This window comes from Marinobacter xiaoshiensis (genome assembly GCF_031631795.1).
GTDB lineage: Bacteria > Pseudomonadota > Gammaproteobacteria > Pseudomonadales > Oleiphilaceae > Marinobacter > Marinobacter xiaoshiensis.
The window spans coordinates 657,873-673,294 of sequence record NZ_JAVMBO010000007.1 but is presented as its reverse complement, the minus strand read 5'-3'; the positions used below and the strand labels follow the sequence as shown (position 1 = coordinate 673,294).

At 54.2% G+C, this 15,422-nt stretch carries 17 protein-coding genes; 15 read left to right on the top strand and 2 right to left on the bottom strand.

Annotation, left to right across the window (positions count from 1 at the left end; translation table 11 throughout):
- Window positions 1-72 precede the first annotated feature (72 nt).
- The 8 genes from RKA07_RS06820 to infA all read left to right on the top strand — a co-directional run bounded on the left by RKA07_RS06820 (window position 73) and on the right by infA (window position 6,301).
- Window positions 73-375: a hypothetical protein gene (locus RKA07_RS06820; RefSeq protein ID WP_200200934.1), complete on the top strand. Its 303-nt coding sequence runs from the start codon at window positions 73-75 to the stop codon at window positions 373-375.
- A 110-nt stretch (window positions 376-485) separates the two neighbouring features.
- Complete coding sequence (locus RKA07_RS06815; protein ID WP_310965936.1) at window positions 486-1,538, top strand: agmatine deiminase family protein; 1,053 nt, start codon at window positions 486-488, stop codon at window positions 1,536-1,538.
- Complete coding sequence (locus RKA07_RS06810) at window positions 1,535-2,470, top strand: carbon-nitrogen hydrolase (RefSeq protein ID WP_310965935.1); 936 nt, start codon at window positions 1,535-1,537, stop codon at window positions 2,468-2,470. The genes RKA07_RS06815 and RKA07_RS06810 overlap by 4 nt, the downstream gene beginning before the upstream one ends.
- A 7-nt stretch (window positions 2,471-2,477) precedes the next feature.
- Window positions 2,478-3,389, top strand: coding sequence for an AAA family ATPase (locus tag RKA07_RS06805; RefSeq protein ID WP_200200937.1), 912 nt, complete (start codon window positions 2,478-2,480; stop codon window positions 3,387-3,389).
- A 139-nt stretch (window positions 3,390-3,528) separates the two neighbouring features.
- Window positions 3,529-4,482, top strand: a complete 954-nt coding sequence (gene trxB, locus RKA07_RS06800; protein ID WP_310965934.1) for a thioredoxin-disulfide reductase — start codon at window positions 3,529-3,531, stop codon at window positions 4,480-4,482.
- Window positions 4,483-4,503: 21 nt separating this feature from the next.
- Entirely contained in the window at window positions 4,504-5,217 is a 714-nt protein-coding gene (gene aat / locus RKA07_RS06795; RefSeq protein WP_310965933.1) for a leucyl/phenylalanyl-tRNA--protein transferase, read from the top strand.
- Entirely contained in the window at window positions 5,218-5,931 is a 714-nt protein-coding gene (locus tag RKA07_RS06790) for an arginyltransferase (protein ID WP_310965932.1), read from the top strand.
- Window positions 5,932-6,082: 151 nt separating this feature from the next.
- Window positions 6,083-6,301, top strand: coding sequence for a translation initiation factor IF-1 (infA, locus tag RKA07_RS06785; RefSeq protein WP_096781506.1), 219 nt, complete (start codon window positions 6,083-6,085; stop codon window positions 6,299-6,301).
- A gap of 93 nt (window positions 6,302-6,394) precedes the next feature.
- Here infA and clpA read toward each other — a convergent pair whose 3' ends face one another.
- Window positions 6,395-8,665 (bottom strand): ATP-dependent Clp protease ATP-binding subunit ClpA, encoded by a 2,271-nt coding sequence (gene clpA, locus RKA07_RS06780; protein ID WP_200200941.1) that lies wholly within the window; start codon window positions 8,663-8,665, stop codon window positions 6,395-6,397.
- A gap of 18 nt (window positions 8,666-8,683) precedes the next feature.
- Window positions 8,684-9,043 (bottom strand): ATP-dependent Clp protease adapter ClpS, encoded by a 360-nt coding sequence (gene clpS, locus RKA07_RS06775; protein ID WP_200201294.1) that lies wholly within the window; start codon window positions 9,041-9,043, stop codon window positions 8,684-8,686.
- Window positions 9,044-9,366: 323 nt separating this feature from the next.
- Here clpS and RKA07_RS06770 point away from each other — a divergent pair, with 323 nt between their 5' ends.
- From RKA07_RS06770 to RKA07_RS06740, 7 genes are all read left to right on the top strand, one after another.
- Window positions 9,367-9,660, top strand: a complete 294-nt coding sequence (locus tag RKA07_RS06770; RefSeq protein WP_310965931.1) for a cold shock domain-containing protein — start codon at window positions 9,367-9,369, stop codon at window positions 9,658-9,660.
- Between the two features lie 171 nt (window positions 9,661-9,831).
- Entirely contained in the window at window positions 9,832-10,470 is a 639-nt protein-coding gene (locus tag RKA07_RS06765) for a pseudouridine synthase (RefSeq protein ID WP_200200942.1), read from the top strand.
- Entirely contained in the window at window positions 10,467-10,916 is a 450-nt protein-coding gene (locus RKA07_RS06760) for an NUDIX hydrolase (RefSeq protein WP_200200943.1), read from the top strand. Before RKA07_RS06765 ends, RKA07_RS06760 begins: the two co-directional genes overlap by 4 nt.
- A gap of 51 nt (window positions 10,917-10,967) precedes the next feature.
- Window positions 10,968-12,152, top strand: a complete 1,185-nt coding sequence (gene mnmA / locus RKA07_RS06755; protein ID WP_310965929.1) for a tRNA 2-thiouridine(34) synthase MnmA — start codon at window positions 10,968-10,970, stop codon at window positions 12,150-12,152.
- Entirely contained in the window at window positions 12,149-12,793 is a 645-nt protein-coding gene (gene hflD, locus RKA07_RS06750) for a high frequency lysogenization protein HflD (protein ID WP_200200945.1), read from the top strand. Before mnmA ends, hflD begins: the two co-directional genes overlap by 4 nt.
- Before the next feature lie 90 nt (window positions 12,794-12,883).
- Window positions 12,884-14,251 carry an adenylosuccinate lyase gene (gene purB, locus RKA07_RS06745; RefSeq protein WP_310965928.1) on the top strand — a complete coding sequence of 456 codons (1,368 nt, stop codon included), beginning with the start codon at window positions 12,884-12,886 and terminating at the stop codon, window positions 14,249-14,251.
- 16 nt (window positions 14,252-14,267) lie between these two features.
- Complete coding sequence (locus tag RKA07_RS06740; protein WP_310965927.1) at window positions 14,268-15,419, top strand: ribosomal protein uL16 3-hydroxylase; 1,152 nt, start codon at window positions 14,268-14,270, stop codon at window positions 15,417-15,419.
- The last annotated feature ends 3 nt before the right edge of the window (window positions 15,420-15,422 follow it).

Genomic DNA, 15,422 nt, shown 5'->3' with positions numbered 1-15,422 from the left:
TCTCGGATATTACGTTTTATCCATGTCCCCGGAGTGCTCACCGGTGACCCAAGTATGAGTGGAGAACGATCAATGACAATAAAGCGAGTCCTGACCGGCACCCTGGTATCGGCAATGTTTATGACTCTGACCCCGATTTCCGGCGCGCTTGCGGAAGAACTCCGTGTACCTGTTGGCAGCCAAGCTGACCGAGGCGAACAAAATGTGCCCCGGGTAGGCACAACACAGGCTTCGGTAAGAGCTTCGTGGGGCCAGCCAGCTTCCGTTAAAGGCCCTGTTGGCGAACCGGCGATCAGCCAGTGGAATTATGGCAACTTTGTAGTCTATTTCGAAAATGATCGCGTCATACACTCAGTACTGACGCCACAGCGCTGACATTTTTCGGTACAGTGTTCTTCCCGCCCACCAGTTCCGGGCACACATCCTGACGACATGCCGCCTTTTGTTTAGAATGGCGGCTTTTGCAATTTTAAGGTGACTGTAAAGTGACATCCCTACGCGTGTTGCCCGCTGAATGGGCACCCCAAAGCGCCGTTGTACTTACCTGGCCTCATCCGGGTACCGACTGGGCAGGGATTATTGATGAAGTGGAGCCCGTATTCCTGGAAATTGCCCGCTCGGTTCTCCGCTTCCAGCATCTGGTTATCAGCTGTGAGCATGTGATTCGACTGCAGGATCTTGAGCGCGAACTAAACGCCTGGGCCAGCCAGCAGGACCTGCCAGGACGCGTGCATGCGGTGCCAGCGCCGGCAAACGACACCTGGACTCGTGATCACGGCCCGATCACTGTAGTGACCGATGGCACCCCTACCTTGCTGGACTTTCGCTTCAATGCCTGGGGTGGCAAATTTCCCTGGGAAAAAGACGATGCGCTCAATCGCCACCTTGCGAACTTCGGTGTATTTGGCACTAACCCCATGCAAACTGTGGACTTTGTGCTGGAAGGTGGCTCCATCGAATCTGACGGTGAAGGCACTCTATTAACCACCAGCGAGTGCCTTTTGACACCTTCGCGCAATGCCTCCATGGACCGCGGCGCCATTGAGCAGTTACTGTCTGAAATGCTGGGGACAGACCGGATTCTGTGGCTAAACCATGGTTATCTGGCCGGCGACGATACGGACAGCCATATTGATACTTTGGCGCGCTTTTGTGCACCGGATCATATCTGCTACGTGGCCTGCCCGGACGTGGCAGATGAGCATTACAGCGCCCTGGCCGCCATGGAAGAGGACCTTCAGGAGTTCCGCCAGCGGGATGGTTCGCCCTACAAGCTCACAGCACTACCCTGGCCCGACCCGGTATTCGGTGACGAAGGCGAACGCCTTCCTGCAACCTACGCTAACTTTCTGATTATTAATGGCGCAGTGCTGCTGCCGATATACGATGTGCCTCAGGATGAAGAAGCCATTCGCATTGTGAACGGGATATTTCCTGATAGAGAGATAATCCCCATTAACTGCCGCCCGCTGGTCAAACAGCACGGCAGCCTCCACTGCGTTACCATGCAGATCCCGGAAGGAGTTGTCACGCCATGAGCCAAAACCTTGGCAGCACCCGGAATTCAAGCCAGCTCGTAGTAGCTGCAATTCAGCAGGCCTGCAGTGAAAACAAAGCTGCCAGCCTTGCCACTTCTGAAATGCTGATTCGCGAAGCGGCCGCCGGTGGCGCTGAGCTGATTATTCTGCAGGAACTTCACGCAACCCAGTATTTTTGCCAAACCGAAGACACTCGCATATTCGACCTGGCTGAGCCCATCCCTGGGCCCACAAGTGAAAAGCTATCAGGCCTGGCCCGGGAACTGAACGTCGTTATCGTGGGTTCTGTGTTTGAGCGACGCATGAACGGTGTTTATCACAATACGGCTGTAGTCATTGAGACCGACGGATCCATTGCCGGCCTGTATCGCAAAATGCACATTCCGGACGACCCGGGGTTCTACGAGAAATTCTATTTCACCCCGGGTGATGCCGAGTTCAACGACGGCCGCAGCGGGTTCTCCCCCATAGAAACCTCGGTAGGTAAGCTTGGGGTTCTCGTTTGCTGGGATCAGTGGTACCCGGAAGCGGCACGCCTGATGGCGCTCGCCGGCGCCGAAATACTGATTTACCCCACCGCCATCGGCTGGGACATAACAGACACCCAGGATGAGCAAGCCCGTCAACTGGAAGCCTGGGTCACCGTTCAACGGGGCCACGCCGTGGCCAACAACCTCCCGGTAGTTGCGCCCAACCGGGTAGGCACAGAACCGGATCCCACAGGGCATTCCGACGGTATACAGTTCTGGGGTAACAGCTTCATCTGCGGCCCTCAAGGCGAATTCCTCGCCCGGGCCGACGACAGCAGCGAGTGCATACTGAGCGTCACACTTGATCGCCACCGCACTGAATCTATTCGCCGCATCTGGCCGTACTTCAGAGACCGGCGCATCGACGCCTACGGCGACATTCTAAAAAGAGTGAGGGACTGAACCCGGCATGAAAAACCTGGTGGACAACGTAGTTACCGAACTGAATCAGATACTGCTGGGCAAAGAACGGCAGGTTCGGTTGGCCCTCTGCGGCTTGCTCGCCAGCGGTCACCTGCTGATTGAGGACATTCCTGGCATGGGCAAAACCACCCTGTCCCATGCCTTGGCCAAAGTAATGGGGCTCAGCTATCAGCGCATTCAGTTTACGAACGACTTGTTGCCTGCAGACGTGCTGGGCTATTCCATGTACGACAAACAAGCAGGGAGCCTGGTATTCCACCAAGGCCCTATTTTTGCCCAAGTGGTCCTGGCAGACGAAATCAACCGCGCGTCGCCACGAACACAGAGCGCACTGCTGGAAGCAATGGAAGAGCGCCAGGTATCCATTGAAGGCGAAACCCGACCACTACCCCATCCGTTTTTTGTAATTGCCACCCAGAATCCTACAGAACAAGGTGGCACCTACCCGTTGCCGGAATCCCAACTTGATCGTTTTCTGATGCGCATAAGGCTTGGCTACCCCGACCCCCGAGCCGAGCGGGAGTTGCTGGAAGGCGAAGATCGCCGGACAATGACAGATCGACTTGGCACCCTGCTTTCTGAAAATGACCTGGCAAAACTTCAGGAAGAAGTAACCCGCGTAACCGCGAGCCCTGCACTGCTGGACTACATCCAGCGCCTGTTGGAACAGAGCCGCCGCATGCCCGGGCTGCTCTATGGTTTGTCACCCAGAGCCGGGCTAGGGTTGCTCAGAGCCACCAAAGCCTGGGCTTTGATGGAAGGCCGCCGCCACGCACTACCTGACGATATACAAGCAGTCTTCCCGTCGATCGCCGAACACCGCCTTGAACAAGGCGAATCCGGAAAAAGCGCAGAGCGCGTACGCCAGCTCCTGGCCAGCGTATCCGTGCTGGAGTAAGCGGTTAGATAGCATTGCTTTATCAGGGGAATTGACCAAAACAAATGGAAGCTTGCTGCTTTCGTGATAGCCTTTTGTTCTTCCTCGCAATACAGGCTCCGAACGAGCCCGACACGTACCGAATAAACGAGAGACACCCATGAGCGAAACCAAACATTCCCGGCTAATCATCCTCGGCTCCGGCCCCGCCGGATACACCGCCGCTGTTTACGCAGCCAGGGCCAACCTCAACCCGACCCTCATCACCGGCATTGAAGTCGGCGGCCAGCTCACCACCACTACCGACGTAGACAACTGGCCCGGCGACAACGACGGCGTGCAAGGCCCGGAACTCATGCAGCGCATGCTCAAACACGCCGAGCGCTTCGAAACAAACATCGTTTACGACACAATCAACGAAGCTGACCTGCAGACCCGCCCCTTCCGCCTCAAAGGCGACAGCGGCGAATACACCTGCGATGCCCTGATCATCGCTACCGGTGCATCCGCCATGTACCTGGGCCTGGAATCCGAAGAAAAATTCAAAGGCCAGGGCGTATCCGCCTGCGCCACCTGCGACGGATTCTTCTACAAAAAACAGAAAGTCGCCGTAATCGGTGGCGGCAACACCGCCGTTGAAGAAGCCCTTTACCTCTCCAACATCGCCGCAGAAGTTACCCTTGTACACCGTCGCGACAGCCTGCGCGCAGAGAAAATTCTGCAGGATAAACTCTTCGACAAAGCTGAAAACGGCAACATCAACATCGTTTGGGATCACAGCCTCGACGAAGTACTCGGCGACGGCACCGGCGTAACCGGCATGCGCATCAGAAGCATGAAAGACGACTCCAAACAGGATCTCGACCTGGCCGGCGTGTTCATCGCCATAGGCCACAAGCCCAATACCGGCTTGTTCGAAGGCCAGCTGAACATGGAAAACGGCTACATCAAAATCCAGTCCGGCCTCGAAGGCATGGCCACCCAAGCCAGCATCCCGGGCGTATTTGCCGCCGGCGACGTAGCCGACCACGTTTACCGCCAGGCTGTAACCTCCGCCGGTTTCGGCTGCATGGCTGCATTAGATGCCGAAAAGTTTCTGGATCAGCAAGCTTAAGAGATATCGGCAAAAGACAGGATGACTTCACTGCACTGGCTAGACCCCGACCAGCTGTGGTTCCCCTCAGCCGATGAAGCCCTCGACGACCCCGATGGCCTCCTCGCGCTGGGTGGTGACCTCTCCACAGAACGGCTAATCCTCGCCTACCGCAGCGGCATCTTCCCCTGGTACAGCGACGACCAACCCATACTCTGGTGGTCCCCAGACCCCCGCTGCGTGCTCTTCCCTGAAGACATACACATCTCCCGAAGCCTACGCAGAACACTCAATCAGCGTCGCTTCAGCGTCACCGCAGATCAGGCCTTCAGCCGAATCATCCGCTTGTGCGCATCCACCCGCAGCGAAGGCACCTGGATAACCGATGACATGATCGCAAGTTACTCAGCCCTGCACCGCCAGGGTGTCGCCCACTCCATCGAAGTATGGAACAGCAAAGGCGAACTGGCCGGCGGTATGTACGGGTTAGCCATTGGGCAGTGCTTTTTTGGTGAATCCATGTTCTCTCTGGAAACCAATGCATCCAAAGTACTCATGGTCCACCTTGCTCACCAACTGCAAGATTGGGGCTATCGAATCATGGACTGCCAGGTAGAAAGCTCCCACCTTCTCAGCATGGGCGCATGCACCCTACCCAGAAGTGAGTTCTTATCTATAATCAGTGAGCATACGGAAAAAAAACCGAACCAGAGCAACTGGACATTCGACTGGCAGTGGAACCGGCCGGAGGCATAAATGAGTAGTCTGAGAACTCTGGTGTTCTATGCAACACCAGCCCACGACTGCAGCTATCTTCCTGATCGCGAAGCGACAACCATGTTTGTTGACCCGCGCGCCCACATCGACAAAAAGCTCTACAGCCAACTGACCGCGCTGGGCTTTCGGCGCAGCGGCACACATTATTATCGCCCCCACTGTGAAGCATGCAACGCATGCATCCCGGTGCGAGTGAACGTGAATCACTTTCAGCCGGATCGCAACCAGCGCCGGGTCATGAAAAAAAACAGTGACCTGGAATGCACTCTGGTGCCTGCCGCCTTCACTGAAAGCTACTATCGGCTCTATGCCAACTATGTCGAACTTCGCCACAAAGACGGTGACATGTACCCACCCTCCAGGGAACAGTTTATTTCCTTTCTGGTAGAAGGCACCTCTGATTCCTGGTTCCTTGAAATGTGTAAAGACGGAGAACTGGTGGCTCTGGCAGCAATCGATGTTCTTGATGATGGGCTCTCGGCAATCTACACCGTATTCGATCCAACTCAGGAGAGCCGCAGTCTGGGCACCTTTGCTGTTCTCTGGCAAATTGAAGAGACTAAAAGGCGTAAACAGCCTCACCTTTATCTTGGATACTGGATAAAACAGTGCAACAAGATGAGTTATAAAACGCGGTTCAAGCCCATGGAGGCGCTCCATGATGGTCAGTGGCGTGTCCTGACAACCGAATAGCAGCGTATGGCACGTAATTACCGATATAAACCGGTAATAAGCACCTTTATTTGCCGGCATTCATGAACGCACTTTGCCAAACGGCTACAAATCAGGCAGAATTGCGCAATTTAAAATTACGGAAAGTTTTCCCAATAGAGGTTTCTACTGAATGGCGAAGTCAGATGTCGTTGAAATGGAAGGTGTTATTCTTGACACCCTTCCAAACACTATGTTCCGGGTCGAATTGAGCAACGGCCATGTTGTCACTGCTCACATCTCTGGCAAGATGCGTAAAAACTACATCCGCATCCTGACAGGCGACAAGGTCAAGGTTGAACTTACACCTTACGACCTGAGCAAAGGCCGGATTGTGTATCGCGCCCGTTAAAAGAACGGCGACATCGAAGAAGCACAAAAAAACCGCTGCATCACTGCAGCGGTTTTTTGTTAGTGCCTTTGTGTGGCTGGCCTGCCAGCCGTCTCAGACGGCTTCTGCAGGCTCATCCTCATAGTCGAACACCAGCTCATCATCCTTGAGGTGGATAAACACATCCCCGCCCTTCTCGGACAGCCTGCCGAACAGTATCTGCTCAGCAAGTGGGCGCTTGATCTTGTCCTGAATCAACCGCGCCATGGGGCGTGCACCCATAGTGACGTCATAACCCTTATCTGCAAGCCACAACTTGGCCGCATCATCCACATGCAGAACCACATGCTTTTCATCCAGCTGCGCCTGCAACTCGGTGAGGAACTTGTCCACAACGTGGGTAATGGTATCCCTCTGCAAGTCGCCAAACTGGATAATGCTATCCAGACGGTTGCGGAATTCCGGCGTGAAGGTCTTGCCGATAATTTCCATGCCATCACTGCTGTGGTCTTGCTCACTAAAGCCCATCGAGCGGCGAGCCATGCTTTCCGCTCCGGCGTTTGTCGTCATCACGAGAATAACGTGGCGGAAATCAGCTTTGCGCCCATTATTATCGGTCAACGTTCCGTGATCCATAACCTGCAGCAGCAGATTGAAGACTTCAGGGTGCGCCTTTTCGATTTCGTCCAGCAACAGAACACAGTGTGGATGTTTATTAACAGCTTCTGTTAACAGCCCACCCTGGTCATAGCCTACATAGCCTGGTGGAGCACCAATCAGACGAGAGACCGTATGACGCTCCATATACTCGGACATATCAAACCGAACCAGCTCAACCCCAAGGGCTTTTGCAAGCTGCTTGGTTACCTCTGTTTTACCAACACCTGTCGGGCCGGCAAACAGGAAGGAACCCTGTGGTTTCTCTGGTGCTTTCAAACCGGCACGAGCCAGCTTGATTGCCATGGTCAGTGATTCAATAGCTGGATCCTGCCCGAACACCACCATCTTGAGATCACGCTCCAGATTGCGCAGCAGATCCTTGTCACTGGTGGACACGTTTTTGGGCGGAATGCGGGCGATCTTGGCAACCACCTCTTCGATCTCTGCAACATCGATGGTCTTCTGGCGTTTGTCTTCTGACATCAATCGCTGACGCGCACCCGCTTCATCAATCACATCAATAGCCTTGTCCGGCAGGTGACGATCCGTGATGTAACGATCTGCCAACTCTGCAGCAACGCGCAGTGCCTGATCTGTATATTTAAGATCATGGTGCTTTTCAAAATTCGACTTGAGCCCTTTGAGAATCTGGTAAGTATCCTCAACGCTTGGCTCATTCACATCGATTTTCTGGAAGCGACGGGCCAGTGCACTGTCTTTCTCGAAAATGCCACGGAATTCCTGATACGTGGTGGAACCAATACAACGAATTTCACCCGAACTCAGCATGGGCTTGAGCAGATTCGATGCGTCCATCACCCCACCAGACGCCGATCCAGCGCCGATGATCGTGTGGATTTCGTCGATAAACAAAATCGCGTGCTTTTGTTTCTTCAGCTCCGCCAGCAGTGCTTTCAAACGTTTCTCGAAATCGCCGCGATACTTGGTTCCTGCCAAGAGTGCACCAAGATCCAGCGAATACACGACACCATCAGAAATGATATCCGGTACTTGGCCATCGACGATGCGCTTGGCAAGTCCTTCTGCGATGGCGGTCTTGCCTACACCGGCCTCACCCACCAGCAACGGGTTATTCTTGCGACGGCGCACCAGAATCTGCACCACGCGCTCAACCTCGTGCTCGCGGCCGATCAACGGATCAATCCGCCCTTGGCGAGCTTGTTCATTCAGGTTGGTAGCGTATGTTTCCAGAGGCTTGGATTGCCCACCCTCTTCGCCGGAATCCTCAAGTGAGGCCTGCTCAGTGCCATCCTGATCTTCAGCCCCCTGAACACGGGATATTCCGTGGGATACAAAATTGACGACATCAATGCGTGCAACGCTCTGTTTCTTGAGCACATACACAGCCTGGCTTTCCTGCTCACTGAAAATGGCGACCAGAACATTCGCACCGGTAACCTCTTTTTTACCAGAGGATTGCACATGAAATACGGCGCGTTGCAATACTCGCTGAAACCCTAGTGTTGGCTGGGTCTCGCGCTCGTCATCGCTACCTGGAATCAATGGTGTTGTGGAATCCACAAATTCAACCAGCTCATCATGAAGCTGCTTGAGGTCTGCACCACAGGCTTTGAGAACACCCACTGCAGATTCATTCTCCAGCAGAGCCAACAATAAATGCTCTACGGTCATGAACTCGTGGCGCTTGTCGCGGGCACTTTTAAAGGCCGAATTCAGCGTAATTTCAAGATCTTTGCTCAGCATGGGCCACCCCAAAGTCTATCAGTCTGCACATTCAATCTCGCAAAGGAGCGGATGTTCGCATTCAGAGGAATACTGGTTCACCTGTGCCGCCTTTGTTTCCGCGATGTCTCGGGTATAAACCCCGCATACTGCCTTTCCCTGCGTATGGACGAGCAGCATCACCTGTGTCGCCTTTTCTTCATTCATACCGAAGAAGGTCATCAACACATCCACAACAAAATCCATGGGTGTGTAATCGTCGTTCAGAAGCATCACCTTATATTGTGCCGGACGCTTCAGTGCAGGCTTTTCGGGAGCAACGCTGAGCTCATCATGACGCCCTGGCAGTTCTTCCTCCCGCTGGTTTAATACTAGTAGAGAATTTTCGATAGTCCGCATCATTCTTTACCGGTTATCGGTGTCCTTCATCAATGTGGTTGCCTGGCCTCGGGTTTTCAAGTCAGATCCAAACTCGAGCGTGAGATAATTAACAATACGAACATGATACCGCTTCCGGACTGCGTTCAACCACACAATACCGCAATACAAGCTATTGACTCGACCCCGGGTTTGGTCGACAGTTAACCTACAGTGTTAAATAATGTAAATAAATGAGCGGTTCATGTAACCGCATCATAAAGATGAAACTGGCAAAAAAGACTCAGAGCCGGTTTTAAAAGCCAACAACAACAAGTGACAGTAAAAGAACAGGGGAGTTCATCATGCCAAGAGGCAAGGTAAAGTGGTTCAACAATGCCAAAGGGTACGGTTTCATCATTGAGGATGGTTGCAGTGACGACCTGTTTGCCCACTTTTCATCCGTCCAGATAGACGGATATAAAACACTCAAAGCAGGCCAGGCTGTCAGTTTCGAGAAGAAGCCCAGCGACAAGGGCGTGCATGCCATCAATATAGTGCCTGACGACCAGCCCAATGCCACAGACACAACGGGGCTCACCACGGACACCACAGCGGATAACAGTGGAGACTACCCTTCACGCGCTGTTAACGGCTGAAATACCTACCTGGCAAGCTGCACACCCAGTGAGCCCTCTCCTGCCGGAGCACTCCGGCGGGCTCCTGACTGGCCGTGCGTAAGGCATTCTGCATGTCTTGCGCTTTCAAACTCTGTTTTTTCTCCGTAACCTTTCCCCCTGATCTCATTTTCTTGCCCGGGAGAGTCCTCTGTGGCCGACCTCATTCTCTTTAACAAGCCCTTTCAGGTTCTCTGTCAGTTTACGGATGAGCCTGCGGGTAACGAGCAAACCTCACGAGCCACCTTGGCCGACTGGATTCGCATCCCGGACATCTACCCTGCCGGCCGACTGGACTACGATTCTGAGGGGCTTTTACTTCTAACCAGTGATGGTGCCCTCCAGCATCGAATTGCATCACCTGGGCAAAATATGCCTAAAACCTACTGGGTTCAGGTTGAGGGCAACCTTTCTGCAAGCGCATTAGACAAGCTAACAGCAGGGATGATGCTCAAAGATGGCCCCACCAGGCCAGCAAAAGCACGAATAATATCGGAGCCTGAGATTTGGCCCAGAACCCCACCAGTGCGCCGCCGCGATACGATACCTACCAGTTGGCTTGAGCTGACCATAACCGAAGGGCGCAACAGACAGGTGCGGCGCATGACCGCTGCTGTCGGGTTTCCAACATTGCGACTGATCCGCTATCGTATTGGTGATTGGACGCTGGATGGGCTCGAGCCGGGAAAATACCGGAAAATACCCATCAATCTGCCTACGCCCTCACGCCCCGGGAAGCGCTCGACACACAAACGTTCCGCCACGTCGCCAAGGAGAGGACGAAGCTCATGACCTGGACTCCACACGCCACCGTCGCAGTGGTTGTTGAAGACGCTCACGGCCGCTTCCTGATGGTTGAAGAGCGCAGCAGCGGCAAGGTGGTATTCAATCAGCCGGCTGGCCATGTTGAAGAAGATGAAGCAATTCTTGATGCGGTGCGCCGGGAAGCACTGGAAGAAACCGGCTGGGACATTGAGCCAGAGCACTTCCTGGGACTGTACACCTATAAGGCACCTGCTAACGGAGTGACCTACTACCGTTTCTGCTTTATTGGCAAGGCTCGCAAACAGGTAACCGATGAGCTCGACACCGGTATTATTGCGGCCCACTGGCTATCGCTGGAGGACATCCGGCAACTGGGAGACAAACTTCGCAGCCCGCTGGTAATCAAAAGCATAGAGGATTACCGAAAAGGTCGCTGTTTTCCACTGGATGTCATTGCAGACTCGCAGACGTAACCGGCACAAAATGATAAACTACCGCGTTTTGCACCGGTGCGCAGAGTTGTCATGACAAATCCATCATTCGAAGCCAAGCCCCTCGAGAAAACCCACGTCATCGTTGGCATGTCCGGCGGTGTCGACTCATCGGTTGCCGCCTGGTTGCTCAAGGATCAGGGCTATCAGGTCGAAGGCCTGTTCATGAAGAACTGGGACGAAGACGACGGGACGGAATACTGCACCGCCATGACCGATCTGGCCGATGCTCAAGCGGTGGCCGATGCGATCGGAATCAAACTCCATACTGCGAGTTTTGCCGCTGAATACTGGGATCGTGTTTTCGAACATTTCCTGTCTGAATACAAAGCAGGCCGCACCCCTAACCCGGATATCCTTTGCAACAAAGAGGTTAAGTTTCGTGCATTTCTCGACTACGCCATCACCCTGGGTGCTGACTATATTGCCACCGGGCACTACACCCGCCAGCGCCCGCTTCCAGACGGCTCAGGCAAAGCCAATTTGCTGAAGGGCCTGGACGGCAACAAGGACCAAAGCTACTTCCTGCATGCCGTTTCTGGTGACCGAATCGCCCGCACCCTGTTCCCTGTGGGTGAACTGGAAAAACCTGAGGTGCGGCGCATAGCTGAGGAACAAGGGTTCATCACCCACGACAAAAAAGATTCCACCGGTATCTGCTTCATTGGCGAGCGCAAATTTACCGACTTTCTAAAGCAGTATTTGCCAGCACAACCGGGAGATATCGAAACTCCGGATGGTATAACAATCGGCCGACACCAAGGCCTGATGTACCACACTATTGGCCAGCGCCAGGGTCTTGGTATTGGCGGCTTGAGCGATTTTAATGATGAGCCTTGGTATGTGGCCGGCAAAGATTTGAATCGCAATGTACTGCTTGCTGTGCAAGGCAAGCACCACCCGCTTCTTTTCTCCCGTGGCCTGTTATCAGACCCAATTGACTGGGTTGCAGGTGCTCCCCCGGCAAGCACTTTCCGCTGCATGGCGAAAACTCGCTATCGCCAACCGGATCAGGCCTGTGAAGTCACGGTTATTGATGGTGGTGTTCAAGTTGTTTTTGATGACGCCCAAAGAGCGGTGACACCCGGGCAATCCGTGGTTTTCTATGACGGTGACATTTGTCTTGGAGGCGGGGTAATAACCGAAACCTGGCGTGACGGTGAAGCTCTGCCCGACCGCATTGTGCCCACACAGCTTTTACAGGGTTCACACCCATGAGCCGGTCGCTCCACGACCAAACCCTTGCATTGGCGGGCGTATTCCAAGCTGCCAACCTGGTTCAGCAAATTGCTAATAACGGCACCTGCAACACAGACAGTCTGGAAACCTGCCTGCGGTCGCTGTTTGCGACCGACCCCGCCAGCACCCTCGATGTTTACGGCGGCGAACTGGCCGATGTACGTGAGGGGTTGGTGACGCTATCTACCGTTATGGGCGAACAAAAGAAGCAGCAAGATATTGAGGTGCTGCGCTACGTACTGAACCTCATTCACCTGGAATCCAAGCTCAACCGCGACAAAGATATGCTGGAAGTGATTGGCAGCCGGATTGATCAAGCCAGGCACACCGCCAGCCACTTTGGCTATGTGCACCCAAATCTGATCAGCAACCTGGCCTCCATTTACACAGACACCATCAGCACCTTCAGCCTGCGTATTCAGGTAAGCGGCAACCCTTCAATCCTGCAGCGGGATGAGAATGCCGCCAAAGTACGGGCACTTCTGCTGGCAGGTATCCGATCAGCGGTACTGTGGAGGCAATCCGGCGGACGTCGATGGCAACTGGTTTTGTCACGCCGCAAGGTGATTCAACATGCGCGAGAACTCACCGAGAAAGCGAACCGCTCGTTCGATAACTGATCTGTTGCCACTGATTCACCCGCCATGCTGGTGTATTATGGCCTATCCCTTTTTTCTGAACCGATTCTTTGATTATTTGAGAGGTTTTCAATGGAACTCAACGCCCTGACCGCCATTTCCCCGGTCGATGGACGCTATGGCAGCCGAGTCAGCGTTTTTCGTGATATTTTCAGCGAGTACGGCCTGATCAAAAACCGTGTGACAGTAGAAATCCGCTGGCTTCAGCAATTGGCGGCGCACCCGGAGATCACCGAAGTTCCAGCATTCAGCCCAGAGGCAAACGCCTTTCTTGACGGCATGGTCAGCAACTTCAACCTGCAAAATGCCGAGCGCATCAAAGAGATTGAGCGCACCACGAACCACGACGTGAAAGCCGTTGAATATTTTATTAAAGAACAAATTGCAGGCGTACCAGAACTGCACGCAGTCACCGAATTTGTTCACTTTGCCTGCACCTCGGAAGACATCAATAACCTGTCCCACGCCCTGATGCTCCGTGAAGGCTTGGCCAGTGGCTTGCTACCTGCCATGAACCGGGTTGCCGACAAGCTGAGCGAGTTGGCGAAAGAGCATGCTGTGCAGCCAATGTTATCCCGCACCCACGGCCAGACAGCATCACCAACCACCGTTGGCAAAGAGTTCGCCAACGTGGTGTACCGCCTGCGCCGGCAAATCAAACAGATTGGCGACATCGAGATTCTGGGCAAGATTAACGGCGCCGTAGGCAACTACAACGCTCACATCTCTGCTTACCCAGCGGTGGACTGGGCAGCTAATGCCAAAACCTTTATTGAAAACCTGGGCCTGGACTTCAACCCGTACACTACACAGATTGAACCCCACGACTACATCGCCGAACTGTACGATGCTGTTGCCCGTTTCAATACCATAGTGATTGATCTCGACCGGGATATCTGGGGCTATATTTCACTGGGCTACTTCAAGCAGAAAACCATTGAGGGCGAAGTGGGCTCATCTACCATGCCCCACAAGGTTAATCCCATTGATTTCGAAAACTCCGAAGGCAACCTCGGCATTGCTAACGCGGTACTTGGCCACTTGTCTGCCAAGTTGCCGATTTCACGCTGGCAGCGCGACCTGACCGACTCTACCGTACTGCGCAACCTGGGTGTCGGTTTTGCCCACAGCCTGATCGCCTACGAAGCCACCCTGAAAGGGTTAGGCAAGCTGGAGATCAACCCCGCGCGCCTTGATGAAGACCTCGACAACGCATGGGAAGTGCTTGCAGAGCCGATCCAGACAGTGATGCGCCGGTACAACATCGAGAAGCCCTACGAAAAGCTGAAAGCACTGACCCGTGGCAAAGCCATGACACCAGAGGTGATCCAGAGCTTTGTGGAAACCCTTGAGATGCCAGACAGCGCCAAAGCAGAACTGATGGCACTGACACCAGGTAACTACATCGGCAATGCGGTTGATCAGGCCCGCAACATCTAACTTGAGGAAACACACCATGGATATGCTTGGCGGACTTTCGCCTTCGGAATTTCTGAGGGACTACTGGCAGAAAAAGCCTCTGGTCATCCGCCAGGCATTTCCTGGCTTCCAATGCCCCGTTGACGCCAACGAACTCGCCGGCCTTGCCTGCGAGGAAGGCGTAGAATCCCGCATCATTATCGAAAACGATAACGGCAAGCCCTGGCAACTGCAAAACGGTCCCTTCCCGGAAGACCACTTCAGTAAACTGCCTGCGCAGGACTGGACACTGCTGGTGCAGGGCCTGGACCACTGGGTTCCCGAGATCGCAGATCTGCTCGAGCATTTTCGTTTTGTGCCTAACTGGCGCCTGGACGACATTATGGCCAGCTACGCGCCCAAAGGCGGCAGCGTAGGGCCTCACTACGATCAGTATGATGTATTCCTGCTGCAGGCACAGGGGCACCGCCGCTGGACCTTCGGTGGCCGCTGCGATCAGACCTCACCCCGGGTAGAAGGCACTCCCCTACGCATACTCAGCAGCTGGGAAGGCGAAGAAACCGTAACCCTTGAGCCTGGCGACATGCTGTACCTGCCGCCAGGCATAGGTCATCACGGCGTAGCCGAAGATGATTGCATCACTTTGTCAGTGGGCTTTCGCGCACCCACTGTTGACGACCTGCTTACCGGATTCACTGACTTTCTGTGCAACCAGCCGGGGGCTGATGCCCACATGAATGACCCGGACCTGCAAGTTCAGGAGAACCCCGGCACCATCGAGCCTGGTGTTATCGACCGCTTGCAGGCCCTGCTCAGAGAGAAACTGGACGACAAGCGCCAGTTGGCTTTATGGTTTGGCCAGTACGCCACCACGCCCAAAAACATGGATGTGGTGGTGCCTGCGGAGGAGCCCGTTGCAGACGAAGACATCGCCGAAGCTATCCGTGCGGGTGAGCAATTGCGCTGGAACGAAGGTTCCCGTTTTGCGTACCATGAAGAAAGCGACGAAACGGCCCTGTTTGCAGACGGCGAACAGTTTCTCCTCAAGGGTGATGCGCGCCCTCTGGCGCCCCTGCTGTGTGCAGGCGCACGCATTGATATGAGTGCGCTGAAGCAGTTCGCTGGCGACCCTGCCCTGCTCGGGTTACTAACAAACCTCTATAATCAGGGCTCTGTGTATTTCGAGTGATGC